Source organism: Winslowiella toletana (assembly GCF_017875465.1).
GTDB lineage: Bacteria > Pseudomonadota > Gammaproteobacteria > Enterobacterales > Enterobacteriaceae > Erwinia > Erwinia toletana.
In genome coordinates, this window is the sequence record NZ_JAGGMQ010000002.1 from 40486 (window position 1) to 57685 (window position 17200).

Annotated in this window: 16 protein-coding genes; 6 read left to right on the top strand and 10 right to left on the bottom strand. The window is 53.4% G+C overall.

Annotated elements, in window-relative coordinates; all coding sequences use genetic code 11:
- The first annotated feature begins 7 nt into the window (after nt 1-7).
- Together hypF and J2125_RS24390 are read left to right on the top strand one after the other, a co-directional pair.
- Nucleotides 8-2332, top strand: coding sequence for a carbamoyltransferase HypF (gene hypF, locus J2125_RS24385; protein ID WP_017802625.1), 2325 nt, complete (start codon nt 8-10; stop codon nt 2330-2332).
- Nucleotides 2319-3359 (top strand): HoxN/HupN/NixA family nickel/cobalt transporter, encoded by a 1041-nt coding sequence (locus J2125_RS24390; RefSeq protein WP_209499566.1) that lies wholly within the window; start codon nt 2319-2321, stop codon nt 3357-3359. Before hypF ends, J2125_RS24390 begins: the two co-directional genes overlap by 14 nt.
- A 502-nt stretch (nt 3360-3861) precedes the next feature.
- On the opposite strand, the gene J2125_RS24395 is transcribed toward J2125_RS24390, so the two are convergent.
- Together J2125_RS24395 and J2125_RS24400 are read right to left on the bottom strand one after the other, a co-directional pair.
- The gene (locus tag J2125_RS24395; RefSeq protein WP_017802622.1) at nt 3862-4461 is read right to left on the bottom strand and encodes a DUF2913 family protein; all 600 of its coding nucleotides are present in this window, start codon (nt 4459-4461) and stop codon (nt 3862-3864) included.
- Between the two features lie 126 nt (nt 4462-4587).
- Nucleotides 4588-4884 carry a hypothetical protein gene (locus J2125_RS24400; protein ID WP_152601426.1) on the bottom strand — a complete coding sequence of 99 codons (297 nt, stop codon included), beginning with the start codon at nt 4882-4884 and terminating at the stop codon, nt 4588-4590.
- A 307-nt stretch (nt 4885-5191) separates the two neighbouring features.
- Between J2125_RS24400 and J2125_RS24405 the strand changes: the two genes are divergently transcribed.
- From J2125_RS24405 to J2125_RS24415, 3 genes are all read left to right on the top strand, one after another.
- The gene (locus J2125_RS24405; RefSeq protein ID WP_017802621.1) at nt 5192-6256 is read left to right on the top strand and encodes an Abi family protein; all 1065 of its coding nucleotides are present in this window, start codon (nt 5192-5194) and stop codon (nt 6254-6256) included.
- A gap of 16 nt (nt 6257-6272) precedes the next feature.
- Entirely contained in the window at nt 6273-7658 is a 1386-nt protein-coding gene (locus J2125_RS24410; protein WP_017802620.1) for a hypothetical protein, read from the top strand.
- 96 nt (nt 7659-7754) lie between these two features.
- A complete protein-coding gene (locus J2125_RS24415) occupies nt 7755-8309 on the top strand; it encodes a hypothetical protein (protein WP_017802619.1) in 555 nt (184 codons plus the stop codon).
- Nucleotides 8310-8359: 50 nt separating this feature from the next.
- Here J2125_RS24415 and umuC read toward each other — a convergent pair whose 3' ends face one another.
- The 7 genes from umuC to J2125_RS24455 form a co-directional block, all read right to left on the bottom strand.
- Nucleotides 8360-9622 carry a translesion error-prone DNA polymerase V subunit UmuC gene (gene umuC / locus J2125_RS24420; RefSeq protein WP_017802618.1) on the bottom strand — a complete coding sequence of 421 codons (1263 nt, stop codon included), beginning with the start codon at nt 9620-9622 and terminating at the stop codon, nt 8360-8362.
- A gap of 2 nt (nt 9623-9624) precedes the next feature.
- Nucleotides 9625-10002: a peptidase gene (locus J2125_RS24425; RefSeq protein WP_017802617.1), complete on the bottom strand. Its 378-nt coding sequence runs from the start codon at nt 10000-10002 to the stop codon at nt 9625-9627.
- Between the two features lie 196 nt (nt 10003-10198).
- A complete protein-coding gene (locus J2125_RS24430) occupies nt 10199-10729 on the bottom strand; it encodes a phospholipase D family nuclease (protein WP_017802616.1) in 531 nt (176 codons plus the stop codon).
- A gap of 915 nt (nt 10730-11644) precedes the next feature.
- Entirely contained in the window at nt 11645-11959 is a 315-nt protein-coding gene (locus J2125_RS24440; RefSeq protein ID WP_017802614.1) for a contact-dependent growth inhibition system immunity protein, read from the bottom strand.
- On the bottom strand, nt 11959-12792 hold the full coding sequence (locus J2125_RS24445; RefSeq protein ID WP_017802613.1) for an RNase A-like domain-containing protein: 834 nt from the start codon (nt 12790-12792) through the stop codon (nt 11959-11961). Before J2125_RS24445 ends, J2125_RS24440 begins: the two co-directional genes overlap by 1 nt.
- Before the next feature lie 330 nt (nt 12793-13122).
- A complete protein-coding gene (locus tag J2125_RS24450) occupies nt 13123-13725 on the bottom strand; it encodes a DUF2913 family protein (RefSeq protein WP_244987371.1) in 603 nt (200 codons plus the stop codon).
- A 72-nt stretch (nt 13726-13797) separates the two neighbouring features.
- Entirely contained in the window at nt 13798-14058 is a 261-nt protein-coding gene (locus J2125_RS24455; protein WP_209499568.1) for a DUF2767 family protein, read from the bottom strand.
- A gap of 420 nt (nt 14059-14478) precedes the next feature.
- Here J2125_RS24455 and J2125_RS24460 point away from each other — a divergent pair, with 420 nt between their 5' ends.
- Nucleotides 14479-15909: a DNA cytosine methyltransferase gene (locus tag J2125_RS24460; RefSeq protein ID WP_017802609.1), complete on the top strand. Its 1431-nt coding sequence runs from the start codon at nt 14479-14481 to the stop codon at nt 15907-15909.
- Nucleotides 15910-15942: 33 nt separating this feature from the next.
- Here J2125_RS24460 and J2125_RS24465 read toward each other — a convergent pair whose 3' ends face one another.
- Nucleotides 15943-17151, bottom strand: a complete 1209-nt coding sequence (locus J2125_RS24465) for a type II restriction endonuclease (protein WP_209499569.1) — start codon at nt 17149-17151, stop codon at nt 15943-15945.
- Nucleotides 17152-17200: the final 49 nt, after the last annotated feature.

Consider the following 17200-nt stretch of genomic DNA (forward strand, 5'->3'; position numbering starts at 1 on the left):
GAGAGTCATGTCTGTTTCCGGCATACGTATCCGCATTTGCGGCAAAGTCCAGGGGGTCGGTTTCCGGCCATTTATCTGGCAGCTGGCACACCAGCTGCAGCTGCGTGGTGAGGTCAGTAACGACAGCGCAGGTGTAGAAATCAGGCTACTTAAACCTGTCAGCCTTGACGCGCTGACAGAACAGTTACGCCGCGACTGCCCGCCGCTGGCGCATATTGACAGCCTGAGTGTCGATGATTTCGTCTGGCAGACGGCGCCGCAAAATTTCACTATCACTGATAGCCGTCACAGCCGGATGAATACCCAGGTGGTTCCTGATGCGGCAACCTGCCCGGCCTGCCTGCAGGATATGGCCCGACCAACCGACCGTCGGTTTAACTATGCCTTTACCAATTGTACCCACTGCGGGCCGCGTTTTACGCTGATCCGTGCAATGCCTTACGACCGCGCGCTGACCAGCATGGCGCAATTCAGGCTATGCCCGGCCTGCGAGCGGGAGTATTACAACCCGGCCGACCGGCGCTTTCACGCCCAGCCGATCGCCTGTCCGCACTGCGGCCCTTGCGTCAGCGCGACATTACACCATGGCGACGTTCTGGCGCAGGACGAGGCAGCAGTGGCACAGGCGGCGATGGCGATACAGGCAGGAAAAATCGTTGCCATTAAGGGGCTGGGCGGCTTCCATCTGGCCTGTGATGCCACACAGCAGGCGGCAGTGCTGCGTCTGCGTCAACGCAAACAGCGTCCGACTAAGCCGCTGGCTGTGATGCTACCGGACATCAGTTGGCTGGCGCAGTGCAGCGATATCCACGCGCAAGGCAGGCTGCGCGAGAGGCTGCAATCGCCAGCCGCACCTATTGTTCTGACTGCGAAAAATCCGCGGTCACCACTGTGTGCGGCGGTTGCACCGGAGATGGATGAAATCGGGCTGATGCTGCCGTTTACTCCGCTGCACCATTTACTGATGCAGTCCTGTCAGACCCCACTGGTAATGACCTCCGGCAATGCAAACGGCTGTGCGCCCGCACTGACCAATGAGACGGGGCGTGATCAACTTAAGGATATCGCCGACCTCTGGCTGTTGCATAATCGCGACATTGTGCAGCGCGCTGATGATTCACTGCTGCGGGTGACAGAGCATGGCAGCGAAATGCTGCGCCGGTCGCGCGGTTACGTGCCTGATGCACTCACTCTGCCCGCCGGATTTGACAGTCCGTACCCCCTGCTGGCGCTGGGCGGTGAACGCAAAAACACCTTCTGCCTGCTTCGCGGCAATCAGGCTATTCTCAGTCCGCACTTTGGCTCCCTCACCCGCAGCGATATTGCCAGCCAGCAGCAACAGGCCATTGCACATTTTCAGCAGCTCTATGACTGTACACCGGAGATAACGGTCTGTGATGCGCATCCTGACGCCGTCAGCTACTGTCAGGCGCAACGCCCGACAATCAACAGGATGGCGGTGTTTCACCATCATGCGCATCTCGCCGCCTGTCTGGCAGAACATAGCTGGCCGCTGGACGGCGGGAGAGTGGTCGGACTGGCACTGGATGGACTCGGCTATGGTGAGGATGGGGCGTTATGGGGCGGGGAGTGTTTGCTGGTGGATTACCTGCACTGTGAGCATGCAGGCGGGCTCCCTGCCGTCGCCTTGCCGGGCGGTGACTGTGCCGCACGGCAACCCTGGCGTAACTTACTGGCGCACTGGCAGGCGTTTGTGCCGGACTGGCAGAAACGCTCTGAAGCGGACACCGTGTTATCACATCCGTGGTTGCCACTTTCAAAGGCGATTAGCGCCGGAATCAATGCGCTACGGGCCTCGTCCTGCGGGCGCTTATTTGATGCCGTCGCCGCGGCCCTTCATTGCGCACCCGCAAGTCTGAGCTGGGAAGGCGAAGCCGCCTGTCGTCTGGAGACGCTGGCGCGCAGCGCGCAGGGTGCGTTGCATCCGGTCACCCTGCCTTTGCTCCACACCGGTAAGCAAATCCTGTTAGATCTCGCGACGTTCTGGCGGCAATGGCTTAACTGGCAGGCCGCACCCGCCGAGCGGGCGTTTGCCTTTCATGACGCGCTGGCGCAGGGCTTTGCCGGCCTCGCCCGTCATCAGGCGCGAATCCACGGCGTCACCACCGTCGCGCTGGGCGGTGGCGTACTGCACAACCGGCTACTGCGACAGCTTCTGCCTCACTATTTAGCCCCTTTTCAGGTCCTGATGCCCCAACAGGTGCCGGCTGGCGATGGCGGGCTGGCGCTCGGCCAGGCGGTTATCGCCTGTGCCCGCCTTCAGCATCCTGGCTTTTCATTAACGCATAAGGATTATCATGATAAACCGTGATTTTTTTCACACTCACCGCCGTGCCGGCTGGCTGTTATGCGGATTGATCGCAGCTAATTTAGCGGCCTGGGGCTGGGCGCTGATAGTCTTCCATCACAGCGCAGCGCTGATCGCGGCCTCACTGCTGGCTTATGGCTATGGTCTGCGCCACGCTGTCGACGCCGATCACATTGCTGCTATTGATAACGTGACACGCAAATTAATGCAGCAGGGACAACGTCCGGTTGCCGTCGGCGCTTTTTTCTCACTCGGGCACTCGACCATCGTAGTACTGGCCTGTGTGGCGATTGCCGCTACCTCGCTGGTTTTTGGCGATAAAATTGGCGGATTGCATGATTATGGCCGGTCAATCGGCACGCTGATTTCGGCCCTGTTTCTGCTGCTGATGGCGCTACTGAATGCGCTGATCCTGCGCGATGTTTACCGCCGTTTCCAGCAGGTCAAACAGGGCAACACCGATGCGTCGCAGGATGCGCTGCTCGTGGTACACGGTGGCGTAATGAGCAGGCTTTTTCATTTCGCATTTAATCTGGTCAACAGAAGCTGGCAGATGTATCTGGTCGGCTTTTTGTTCGGGCTGGGTTTTGATACCGCCACCGAAATCAGCCTGCTGGGCCTGTCTGCAGCGGGTGCTTCTTCTGGTATGTCAGTGTGGAGCATTCTGGTGTTCCCGGTCCTGTTTGCCTGCGGCATGGCGCTGGTCGATTCGCTGGATAATTTTGTTATGGTCGGCGCGTACGGCTGGGCATTTGATAAACCGGTGCGTAAGCTCTATTACAACATCATGATTACCGCCACCAGTGTGGTCATCGCCCTGTTTATCGGCGGCCTGGAAGCGCTCGGGCTGATAGCGGATAAGCTGGATATGCACGGCGGGCTGTGGACGCAGATTGGTCAGCTTAACGACAATATGGGCAGTGTGGGCTACGTGGCTGTGGGGATTTTTGTAATTTTCTGGGGCATCTCGGTGCTGAATTATCGCCGCAAAGGCTATGACCATCTGGTGATGAAATCTGGCCGGGCTTAAGCGTCATTCAGCAAAGTACATTGCTGAGGAGGCTGATACTCATAGGAATGAATCTGACAAGACGGGCTAAAGCAGGCATGCCGTTTTCAATGGAACAACCCTTCTTGCACTCTCACATTCGCACGCTTCGGATAACCAGACAGACATCAAAAGGATTTTTATCCTCAAATCACCGGTCAGATGTAGCAAGCGCGCTCCGGCCATTTAATGAGCAGGAATAGACTCGCGGCCTCCTCACAGTACTTTTATCATGTCAAAGCGGTTGCTGCCCGCTCATTAGAACTGTTGTGTAGCGCCTTATCAGCAGCTTCCCCTCCATGTACCCGGAGCAGCCCGGGTGCCCGCGGTGAAAGGCCCGGATGCAGTTGTCCGGGTTCGCCCTGAGCACCTGCAGTATTGCTTCACGTTCCATTCTTCACTCCCTTGCGTCAGACATCCACTGTAGTCAGTAAACGCCGTTATTCCGGTCAGCTGAAGAGAGCAGCTGCTGTACTGATTTTATCTATGCTTCTGTTAACTGATGCTTTTCTGCCGTCAGTGCATAAAGGCCGGACGGCCCTTCACTGGTCATCTGCCATCCACAGCGGTTAAACAGCGTTTCCAGCCCCTTCACGCGCCCGGTCAGGCGCGCCATCAGCGGGCTGACCTGCCAGCCGTTGTCGTCAAACGCCGCGTCCAGGCTGGTCCGGGACACGTAAATGCCGTTGACGTCAGGGTTCAGGGCAGCGGCATGGCGTCCTGCCCACTCCCGGTCGCTGAGCAGCCGGTATGCCCAGTGCATGTCCTTCGCGGTTTCCAACGCATACGTCAGCCGGAACAGGTCGTTCTGTTCAGACAGCGCACCGGTGCAGGAGCGCCAGAGGTAGTCCAGCTTGCCGGCAAGCTTTGCGCCCACGCCATACTGGCGCCCCTGTTTCAGCAGCCATTCGATGTCGGGCGTTACCTCACGGGGAAAGCGGCGCTGCTTCAGGGCAGTCGCCAGCCAGCGGGTCAGAAAGAGATTTTCCTGAGCGGCAGAACATACAGCGCCGTCCTGGCGGGCCAGCTCAAGCGCCACCAGGGCGCACCATGCCAGGTGGCCCGATTTTTCTGTCAGCGTCACTGCGTGTCCTTCTCCTCTCTGTTCCTGTTTATACATGCATCATTCTGGCATATTTTAACCGTAAAGAAGGCAGCCAGTCATATTAAACAAAGCGATTGCTATAAATTTACGCAATGCCTGCCATAGTTAATCAGCTAAAGAAATGAATATACGCTCACTGTCATATATATTTATTATTCTTTTCGTTTTATCTTTATTCCAGTGGCAACGACCATCAAAAATGATTGCAGCCCCTTCAAGACTTTCAGAATCTGAAATACTGAATTTTTCGAGAATGGCATCACGCAGGCCGCCTAAAGGTATTCCAACATCCCTGCATTCAGCAGGATTAAGCCATTCAATATCATTATTCGAGTTATACAGCGTTCCCCAGTAAAACCTGAGTGCATTTTTAGTCATGGGTTCAGCATCAGGAAATTTCACAAATAAATTTTTGGCTTTATAACGGAAATGCCCAATCGTAAAAAATCGGCCAAGCGCAGCCGTCGGACGGCATGATGCGAATAAAAAGAAGGGGAAAGAGTTCTGAGAATGACAGGATCAAAAAAGGCCTCCGCGAGGAAGCCTTTTTCGAAATTTTCGCGTCCCGGCATTGGCCGGGATCGCTCACACAGTCAGAGATCCCGTCTCTGGGGAGAGATTTTCGTACAAACTGACGCTTACGTCAAGCGTAATGTCTGTGGCATCCGCTTCAGGCCGCAGTATAGTAGCAGCATAACAAGGAGTGATTATGACCATTGCCGCCATACTGGATTCAATTTCCCAGCACAGGTTTGCCACCTACAAGTCCTCGGTCTTTAACGGAGCCAGCGAGGAGGAGTGCCTCGGCATCTACCTCTGGAACAAACAGCTCGCCGGCGCGTTCCTTCCCACGCTGCAGATCATAGAGGTGTCCCTGAGAAACGCCATCTGCGCTGCAAAGAGGCGGCACGAAGAGACACTCATCGAGCAGAGTGCGCCTGCGGCCGACTGGCCCGCGCTGAAAAGCCGCATCGACGATAAGTGGTTTGTGACCGTCATGACTCAGCAGAACAACCGGGACTCCTGGCGCGCTGTTGAAGGTGCCAAAGCGCAGCTGAGAAAGGACGGCAAGCCGCCGACCACTGAAAACCTCATCGCCAAGCTGACGTTTGGCTTCTGGGTCTCAATGGTTAACCGCGACTACAGCGACGGCTATGCCAGCTATCTTCACCTCTGGCCGCACCTCATACCGGAAGTCTTCCCGAACGCACTCGATAAAAAGCAGGGCACGCCGCTTTCCGTCAACCGGATCGGAGCTGACCTGCGTGACATCAACACCCTGAGAAACCGCCTGTCTCACCACGAACCGCTCTGGCGCTCAGACAAGACATACTGCGTGGAGCAGGCTATCAATAAGGTCGTGCGGGACTATCACAAGTGTCTGGACGTCATCCGCTGGATAAACCCTTCAAACCTGAAGCTGCTCAGCATCATTGAGAACACGCAGAAGATGAACGAGCTGTGTAATCCCCATGCGCTGTGGAAAAATAAAAAGCTGCCGTCAGGGCTGCCGGACATACCGCAGACGTCAGAGGATGACTGGCTGGCCAGCACGCTGCTGGAAACCCGGCACACAGGCGGGATTATCTCGCTGGATGCCGGTAAAGGTTTTGCCATGTTACTCAGTGAAAAGGACGGGACGAAATTTATTGCGCAGGCGAGAAATTTTGCGGGCAGACTGGGTGCTTACGCCGTGGGTGACCGCGTCACGTTTGAACCTGAAAACAAAACTGCGGGGCGGCATCCGGTTGCAACCGCCGTTAAACCGGCCTGAATGGCGTGAGGTGTAGATGAAAAACACCGGACGTGACAGAGAAATGGACAGAAAATTCAGGCCTTTTCTGAAGTTCTGGACCCTGTTTTCACCTGAGTTCATTTCACATATGCAGAAAATCACGCTTCTCATCCGTGGCGAGGAAACTGAACTGGCCCGTCTGGGCCAGGAAGGGGATATGACAGCAGGATATGAAGCCTGTGTCTCACGCTGGAAGACCGCACACAAACATATCGCACTTTCAGTCGTGGTGAGGCTTGACGAGATTAATGAGCTGGAGGTGAAAAAAAAGGAACATCATCGCAATCGTCAGAAAACGCAGAAGGACGAATGCATCGCCTCTATTGAACTGAAAAAGCTGGAGATTCGTGTGCTGCGCCGCACGGCAGATGCCCTCATCTGGGGAATGCTCGGCAATGAGGCCTCATCCGTGCGCCGGCTGCCCATCAAAGCCGATCTGGACAACCTCTCAAAAGAGAACATTATTGATTCCCTAATTGCCGCGGACGATCTCAACAGCGACCCACACCGGCTCGCGGTTGTCAGCGATATGAGTACCTTTGTGCACGTAGGAGACCTGGTCATGATTTCGCTCCAGGACGGCTTTCAGCTGGTCGAGGTCAAGAGCGGAATAAAGAATATCGAGCTATATCAGGCTGCGGAATTTGGTTATACCTCCGGCTGTCCTCACTTTGAAGAGAATTTCCTTAACGATAAACCAGTTAACGATGCCCGGCAGTTCAACCGTATTAAAAACCAGATGATTCGGGCCGGAAACGCGCTGGAAGCTATACATACGGGGGAAGGATATGACAACCTGATGCAATCACGCGTCATAATTGAAGACCGTGACTATCAGCCGGAATTTTTTAGTGAACATATTATTAACCTGGCTGAAGAAATTAAAGGCGGTAAAGAATGGGCCATCGATGTTATCGATGAGTGCGTATACGTGGGCGTTTATGCTGAAACGCAAATGGGCTTTGTGGGATTCAATATCTGGATAGACGGTACCGAATTTAAAGGCCGGGTAACAAATATAAATGAAAGTTTTTTTGATACGCTGTCACGCCCTTTTTTGAGCATAAACCTTCCGACAGATTTGCTTATGGACATCATGGCCGGAAAGCTGCTTATCGTAATGTGTTTTGACCATAAGAAGTTTTTTGAAAGGGCAAATGCCAGGCATCGCTGTCTGTTTACTCTGGAGGAATATCCGGATAAATATGCTCATACCCAGAATACGCTTCACGTAGGGTCGAAGGGCATTGCCTCACTTGTTGAGGGCAATGTGTCCTTTGTAGGTAACGGATTCGAAACCCGCATACTCTTTGATTTACAGCGCCCTGACAGCCTTATCGACTGGAGCTATCAACGCAGCGATCTTAGAATGAAATCATGATTTAATGATTGATTCTGCAATATGCAAAGAATGGCTCGTCTTGCTTACATTACTGATAACGTACATTCTGAACACAATATGAAGAGGAGAAATTAAATGTTGGTCCGAAAGAAAAATTTATCCATTGATGAAATCACTCTTAACTGGGTAAATGAAGTTATCGATCAGTATGATCTTCCAGAAGAAGACATTATCAGGAAAACAATTGAAAAATTGTCATCAGTTAGCTTTAAAGACCCGCTTGATATAGCTTTTTACCTCAGCGAAAAGGCAAAGAATTACGGCAGCGGTAGTGACTTCAACATAAATCCCTTTATTGATTTAGCGAAAAAAATAGCTGAAGTCTGCGGCGCCCGAGATGACGCACAGGACATCGGTACTCCGTTCATTACGGCCTACAAATATAACTCAGTGACAAGTAAAATGGACCGGGTTCGTATACCTGTCAGTCAGATTTTGTACTTTATAAAGAAAAGTCTTACAATTCCAGGGCGTGCTTATATGGCAGGTGAAGCGAATGTCATACTGAATGATCAGAGCCTTACTGAATTCAGCCTGATTGATTGTTCGAGAAATGATATCGCCGAGTTCCTGCTTGACTTTTACATTAAGAGTGCTGAAGAGGTTGTTACAGCCTGGACAGGGAAATAATACTATGGAACGGCAACCTGCTATCTGACATTAAAAAAGAAGTAAGATTGCTACTTTATCTTTGGAATATCCTTTAATCTAGTCGTATAACGCGGCGAGAGCATTTCACGCTTCATCTGCCAGGCACTGTCACGTTCTCCCTGACCCGCAAACCACACCTTTCCTTTGCCTGAACGGTTAATGGTGTCCAGCGCCGCCATCAGCGCATCAGCGTTTGCCCGCGGCTGTTGTTCGCTGAACATGTCAAATTGCGCCACACCGGACTGGTAAAAATCTCCCAGCATTACGCCGGCTTTGGCGTATCTGTATCCATCCCGCCAGATCGTGCCCAGGCCACGAAGCGCCGACGCTATAATGTCCCGCGTATCACTGGTTGGATAGTCACAGATGCGGGAGGTAGTGTTTGAATACTGCGGCTCATCGCCGTGCCGGCCGGTGGCGATGGACACGCTGATATGGCGGCAGCGCGAATTCTGCTCCCTGGGCTTTTCAGCGGCGCGCGTGGCGTAAAGGACCACAGCCTGCTGCATCTCTTCCAGCTGTGTGACACGCTGCCCGAAAGAACGTGAGTTCACTATCTGCTGCTTCGGCGGCGGTGCATCCTCAAGCGCCAGGCAGGACTCGCCGTTCAGTTCCCTTACTGTACGCTCCGTGATGACATCGATACTCTTTCGTATCATGCTGACGTTGCTGTCCGCCAGCTGCAGAGCCGTAGTGATTCCCAGCTGATTAAGCCGCAGCCTGATGCGCCGGCCGATGCCCCAGATATCACTGACATCGGTCAGATGCAGGAGTCTGCGCTGACGGCTCCGGTCAGACAGGTCCACGACGCCCCGTGTCTGGGTCCACTTTTTGGCCGCATGGTTGGCCAGTTTGGCCAGCGTTTTGGTCGGCCCGAACCCCACACCGATAATCAGTCCTGTCTCCCGCCGTATGCGCTCGCGCATCTGCTGTCCGAACGTTTCAAGCGGGATGAGGCTGCCAATTCCGGTGACATCCAGGAAAGATTCATCAATGGAATAGACTTCCTGTCCCGCAGCCATCTCGCCCAGGATGTCCATCATGCGTGCAGACAGGTCGCCATAAAGCTCGTAATTAGAGCTGAACACCTGAACGCCGTTTTGCCTGAAAAAACGCTCGTTCTGAAACAGCGGAGCCGCCATTTTAATCCCTAAGCGTTTAGCCTCCACCGATCGTGCGATTACACAGTCATCATTGTTCGACACGACAACAATGGGCTTACCGCGCAAATCCGGCCTGAATACAGTTTCACAGGATGCATAAAAATTATTGGCATCGGCCAGCGCAAACATGATTACTCTCTCACCGGTCCGTTGAATCCCAGCCCGGCCACATCGGTGAGTGCGTATGCAACCACACCCCATACGGGAAGTCCCTGACTCACATCCAGCAGGGTAATGGTTTCATCTGAATCCGGCGCCTGCAGGGCGGGAACAGGATCGAGCAGCAGGCGCCGCAGCGTCAGCTCCCCGTCGAACTCGGCCACGATGAGCTGGCCATGCGCCGGTACCAGTGCACGATCGATGGCCAGCACAGACTCTTTCACGATGCCGGCATCAGGAAAGCTGCTGTCGCTGCGCATCAGATAGGTTGAATAAGGTGAAAGATGAGCGAGGTCACCCAGACTCAGGCGTGCTTCTGTGTAGTTATGGGCCGGACTCTGGAAAGCCATTCAAATATTCCTTTCTGACCAGTTTTCAGCTTTTCGAAATAAACCTGTATTTCCGTAATGTCTGTGATGAAGGATGAATTCATTACTCATGATGTCAGTATACGTCGATGCCACAATTACGCCATATCAGTTACATCCGCGCATACTCAGAATTCATACTAGTGTCTGGTAGAAGAAATAAGATTACGATAAAGACTTAATTAGTTTCTGTTTCAGAGCACGTTACAGGCGAAGATTCATTCCACAGACGGTTAAATTCCGTCTGGTACTGTCGCGCGGTTTCCGGCTCGCCTGTAATAACCAGTGCGTTTTCAGCATTTCTTTTATCGGCCGATGACGTGTAGTTAAGTGACCCGGCTTCAACCGCGCTTCCGTCAGTGACAATAAATTTATTGTGCATGATGCTGTACATGCCTTTGACGCGCACCTGCACACCCGCGCAGGCCAGCGCGCTGACGAGTGACCACCGGTCCCGGCTTTTCTTTTCATCGGCAACCAGCCGTACCGTCACGCCCCGCGCCACGGAAGCAGCCAGCGCCTGCGCCACGGGCTGGCTGGTGAAGTCATAGGCCGCCACGTCCACGCTCTGGCGCGCGCTGCCGGCGAACTGCAGTATCAGGTTCAGCGCCGTGCCGCCGGGAGAGAATCCTGCCGTCACCGTAGCGAACGAACAGGGTATAAATACAATCGCGCATAACGCGATTACTCTGGCTTTATATTTATTCATAGATGGTCGCCTGCCGGGAAAATGAGTAAATATTCTATCACGCCGCGCGTTTCATTAATTAAATAACACCCTGTTACTGTCGAAACAAAATATAACAAATACGGATTAAGTCATTATTAATCCCTGCCGATAATATAATTCACACAGGGAAGGGGAAACCATGAACGAATTTCACGAAATAAACATGCTCACATCACGCGGTGATTTTAACGGGGCACTTTCACTCATCTGTAAATGGAGTGAGAGCATTGCCCGTAAAATCATGAAAAAGGCCGGCTACAGTGTGACCCCGCATGCTGGACGCGCGTTCTGGTCATGGGTACAAGCCACGCTGACGGATTCAGCCCGGCAGCGCCGCTGTGGCTACCGGGTACGGGCTGAGCGCAGGGCCCCCCGTCCGATACTGTCGCCAGCAGGCGCTGGAGAACTATGATGCGTACGCGCAGATGATGGCCTCAGACGTCGCGCCGCAGGCTGAGGCTGCCCCGCACAGAGAGGTAGCGCCCCTCGATGCTGGTCCTGAAAAAAGTGTCGCTGTCTGCGGCCGCACAGAAGGCCTGATACACCTTTGCCGGCACGCGCCGTTACGGTACTCCAGTTCAAGCACGCCGGTAGTCGCATCGTATCCCGCGCTGCTGAAAAGCGCAGACGTCACTTCATGTCTGTTCATGGCGTTATTCCTGGCAGGTCCCTGATGAATGAAATCGTTGCTCGTAAAAGTGCGGATCGCACGTACACAATGCCTGTGCAGGGTAAAATACAATGGTTTGTATCTGGCTGTTCACTGGCGGCTCGTCCGCTGCATGTCCGTTATTCTGAGCCACTCCGGGCATTCACTGTAGCCTGTAAAAAGGGAACCCGGAGGAACAGGGACCTGGCAACGCTGACTGCTTCGCGGGGATCGACGGCCAGATGTCAGCGTTCACGGTTTTTAAGCGCGGCAGACACCCGCGCCTGTACCCGCGCCAGAAACGCCTGCGCCGTGGTGTCCCAGTTCGCCGGCACAAATTCCCCTTTGTAATGCGTCCGGAAATCCAGCTCGGTATCGTCGCACCCGTCCAGAAACAGTTCAATGTCTGCCAGCAGGGCATGAAGATTTGCATCAGGCATATCATGAATGTAGGCCTGAATTTTAGGTTCTATCTCATGTCCGGATTCGGCCATAACGTAATCCTGACCGAAATATACGCCGATAAAATTATCCAGTTCGCTGATGCTGATACGGTACACTATACCTCCGGAAACGCAGTCAGAACAAAATAAGGTTTTCCGTTAAACGACCTGAAATCAATCACCACGCGGACGGCATAACAGGTAACGGTCTCCTGATTTCCTTTGCGTACCATAATCCCCGTGGGGTGCGCAAACCGCCGGCTCAGGCGCATGCGGGCCCGCATGCCAGGCGGAACGTTCTTCACCCACATCATTATCTGATTTTTATTATCAGCCAGCACCCGGCTGATAACTGACTCAGCATCACTCAGTGATTTAAAGCTGCTGGATTCTTCAAGCCTGGGCTCTCTGACAAGCCTTTCGCGTAACTCATGCGGCGACTTTCCGATGTGCCGTTCAATGGTGTGGCCACCGGGCGCGCGTCCTGAAAGCGACTCATGCTCAGCAATTCTGAAACGGCCGCGGCGTACCGCAATGACCCGCTCTGCACCGGCCGCCAGCGCAAACGCCATCGGAATGGCAATGTCTACCGTCAGACCCACCTTCATGGCGGTCTGGCGGTCAGCGCCGAGTGATTCAGCGAGCGCCACGGCGGAATTAAAGGTATCGGTATTGACCTGCCTGCCGGTCCAGACCTGCCGGAGACTGGCCTGAATGGTATCAAGTCCGTGCGTTCCGACAAAGACGCAGCCGGCTTTGGTCAGCATGGTGGGCTCTGGCACCACGCACAGGGCGCCTGCACCGAACATTTCCACCACGCCACCCGCCAGCCCCAGCCCGCCGGATATACGGTTACTGGCTGATTCACCTTCACTGACGCTGCGATCAGAGAGTACAGCAGCCAGCTGCACCGGCGAAAGCGCTATCCTCAGTCCCTGTTCTTCTTCCACAGGTTCCTCCTTTTCAGAACCGGCACATCATCCACTAAATTTATAACCGGGACTGCTGCCGGTTGTAAACCGGTGAATCTGCTCCGCTAATCATCAGGTAAAGCATCAAACAGAAAAGCTCAGGCAGTCGATTTAAGGGCCATTGATAACCGGTGTAATACCGGCACGGGTTTTCAGAGCGGCTCCGCGCTTTCCACATCCGGAAGAATTTCCAGCTTATGAATAACGATTTGCATAACGTCAGTCATGCCCGGCGATAGCATCGTTCCTGAAGCTTAAAGTTACGGCAACCACTGTATCTTGCAATAGTTCCTCATCGCAGACTCGGCCTTACGCTGTAATAAACCCTTCGGCCAGGAGGGTATGCAGCTGCGCGTCCTGAGCGTCGGCGGCTTCGCGGCGCCAGCCCGATCGCTGCAGCAGCACATCGAGCCCCGCGAGGTCACCGGTAATGCGCGCAGGCAGGGGAATACGCTGCTGACCCAGTTCATCAAAGCCGGTGTCCAGCGCGTTACGGTTAAGGTAGATGCCTGATACGGACGGGCTGAGACGCAATTTCCGTCGGCCACTCCATTCGCCTTCTGCCAGCACCATGTAAATCCAGCCGGTCATCTTCACCGCGTGCAGAACGTGTTGCAGCCGGAACAAATCGTTCTGCGCCTTCAGGTTGCCGTTGCTGGCGGACCACAGGTAATCGAGCTTGCCGGGCAGGTCAGCACGCAGGCCTTTCTGGCGCCCCTCTTTCAGCAGCCAGCTTATGTCGCTGGCCAGCTCCCGGCCAAAACGACGCTGCTTCTCGGCAGTAGCCAGCCAGCGGGTCAGAAAGAGGTTGTCCTGTGCGGGCGAGGTAGCGAGCCCGTCGAGACGGGCGGTATGCAGCGCAATCAGCCCGCACCAGGCAAGATGACTGACGTTCAGATTTTCTTTATCCATAAGATATTCCATGATGCCTGACCACAGCATAGGGTGATCCTGATAACCGGTATTTTATGACATCAGCGTCTCTCAGAGAACCCCGCCATCGCCGTCGCGGTGTAACTCCACTATTTCCTGGTCAGGATAGGTTTCAAGCGTATCGATCGCGTTCAGCATGACCGTTTTCATACCTGGCGACCATTCATCCGTTTTCGCCAGTTCTTCACGAATGAATGCGGCAATGCGCAGCCGTGTGGTTTCAAGACCGTCGCCGGCCAGCGCGAGGACCACTGCGCCGATCATGGTATAAACCTTCTCCAGTTCCCCGTACTGCTGTTCAGTAACCTGCATAGCACTTACCTCTCAGACGTAGCCGGACGGGTGAGCAGTGTGCAGCCTGTCCAGTGAATGCCGCGTCAGCGGCATGAAGGCGTCAGAATTTGTTAAGGGGTCTGACGCTCAGTGGAATGAACGCTCATGTTAGGCGAGAAATATCGATTAACGGAAAACGGTGTCCGTTAAATACTATTTAGCGATTAAAAATACACCATTTTGAGTGTGTTTTTCTTTTCCATCTCAATGTATTGATTTATATGACAAAGTGTCCCTGACGGTGCAAAACCGTTCCGCTGAGCGTCAATCCCCTATTGTAAAGCGCACCGGAAGCAGTCTCGCGCTGATAATTGATACTGTTTAAATATCCAGATAAAAAAATTCCCTCTGGGTCAAATGAGTGATACATTTTCACCCATAAGACCCCATGGAGGCATTATGTCCGAATTTGAATTACTGGCGCAGGATCTTCTTGAGAAAGCATCCGTGGAAGAAGAACTGAGGCAGGAGAATGATAAAAAGCTGATCGAGCAGGTACTGGAAATTTATGATCAGAAGTATGTAGCCGAGTTGCTCAGAAAAGTCGGCAAAAACGAGTGGAGCCGCGAAACGCTTAACCGATGGATCAATGGTAAGTGTCAGCCTAAATCACTGACATCTGCTGAAGAAGCGCTTCTTCGTAAAATGCTGCCTGAGCCGCCACCTCATCACCCGAATTATGCATTCCGGTTCATTGACCTTTTCGCCGGTATTGGCGGAATACGAAAAGGCTTTGAAGCCATCGGGGGCCAGTGCGTTTTTACCAGTGAATGGAATAAAGAGGCTGTTCGCACGTATAAAGCCAACTGGTTCAATGACGAGCAGGCACATACGTTCAATCTTGATATCCGGGAAGTCACCCTTAGTGACAATACTGAAGTGTCAGAGACCGATGCCTATGCTCATATTAATGCGCATGTGCCGGATCATGATGTCCTTCTGGCAGGTTTCCCCTGCCAGCCGTTCAGCCTCGCGGGCGTGAGCAAAAAGAATTCGCTGGGTCGTGCGCATGGTTTTGAATGCGAGGCGCAGGGCACGCTGTTCTTTGACGTGGCGCGTATTATCCGGGCCAAAAAACCGGCCATTTTCGTGCTGGAAAACGTTAAAAACCTGAAAAGCCATGATAAGGGAAAAACCTTTAAAGTCATCATGGAGACGCTTGACGAGCTGGGCTATGAAGTCTCGGATGCTTCCGATATCGGCAAAAGTGACCCTAAGGTCATCGACGGAAAGCACTTCCTGCCTCAGCACCGTGAACGTATCGTTCTGGTTGGTTTCCGCCGCGATCTTAACATTCACAAAGGCTTTTCCCTGCGCGACGTCAGCCGGTTATATCCCGAACTACGGCCGTCATTTGGCGAACTGCTGGAGCCTGTTGTGGACAGCAAATATATACTGACGCCGAAGCTCTGGGAGTATCTCTACAACTACGCTAAAAAGCATGCGGCTAAGGGTAACGGTTTTGGTTTTGGCCTTGTTAACCCTGAAAATAAAGACAGCGTTGCCCGCACGCTCTCTGCCCGCTATCACAAAGACGGATCTGAAATACTGATAGACCGTGGCTGGGATATGGTTACCGGAGAAGCAGAATTTGCGGACGAAAAAAATCAGGCCCACCGGCCGCGCCGCCTGACCCCGCGTGAGTGCGCACGCCTCATGGGCTTTGAGAAGCCCGCTGGCAAACCTTTCCGTATTCCTGTTTCTGACACACAGTCATACCGGCAGTTTGGTAACTCCGTTGTGGTGCCCGTGTTCGAAGCTGTAGCTAAGCTGCTGGAACCCTACATCCTGAAAGCCGTTTCTGCCGGTAATAAAGCGGAAAAAGTCTGAGTAAACCTGCCGGCATTGTCTGCCGGCAGTTATCTATGGCAATTCTGCATAAAGTCCTGTCAGCTCAGCAATAAACGCTCCCAGCGTCATTAATTCTGCTCTCACCGCTTCCGGATATTTTTTGTGTAGCGACGAAGGCACGACCAGTCTGACCCCTTCCTCCTGCATTTCCCTGTACTGCGCCTGTGAAACACCTTCCTGCAGCGTAAACAGGTGCATCCGGGGGATTCTGTTGGCTTCATTCAGTATCTGGCGCCAGCGGTCTTTACAGGTGGTTTTAACCGCCAGCATGCGCAGGTTTTCGCTGGGAAACTCTGCGTCGTGATAAGCCTGAGCCGAAGGAAACAGGAAGTCGGGTTTTTTATTCCCTTCTGTGACGGCCTGTGTGGCGAAATGTCGCAGGCCGTGCTCAGTGAAAAGATGTTCCAGATGCAGTTCCAGTGACTTCCCGGCTCTTGATTTTCGGCGGTTACTGACAGAATTGGCCAGCGCAATGAATTCATCAACTGAGCCAAATCCTTTCCGGATGATGTCCAGAACATGCAGTTCCTCGACCAGGAGAAAGATGTCGTACTCGATGCGCCGGCGGTCAATAAGCTGCTCATCCGGGTCATGGGAGTTTTTCACGTAATGGCCTGCGGCATACCGGATAATTTCATTACCGGAGGGAAAGCGCTGATGCCACTCTTCGGGGATCACGTATTTATGATTCACGGGTACCTGCTGAAGAGACAGGCCGCCCAGAATCTGCCCGGCGGGCCCGGCGATAAGGGTGCCAGGAACAATCTCGCCGATGGCCGCCTCAATGACGTCCTCTTCATCGGTGTTGGCACACACCCAGATGTCTACAGCCGGGCTATCACGTCTCTGTTCATCAAGTCTGAAGGCAAGAATCGTCAGGGCGCCTGTGTTTTCAGGGTCCTGAAGTGGACTGCCTCTTCCCCAGCGCGTGATCCTTTTTTCATTCCGGGTTTTACCGAAATGGCGGTTGTTATAATAAATCGCCCGGGCCTGGCTGTCCGGGCAGTCGTGTGAGGAGACATGCGCGGTCAGAAGGACCGAAGGATTTAGCACACCGGTGTGATTGATTGTCGGAAACAGCTTTTCAACGATAGCTGAAGGGATATAAAGCCCAACCTGATGACCTCCCGTTGCGCCGGTGTCGTTGGCGGAAAGACGTTTGATGTAGAGGAAGTAATTGCCGCCAGCGATCTCAAGTAGCCAGTTATGAAAACCCGACATAACATCCCTCCTTTGACCTAGAATTCGAACCGTCATTTTTCCATATTGA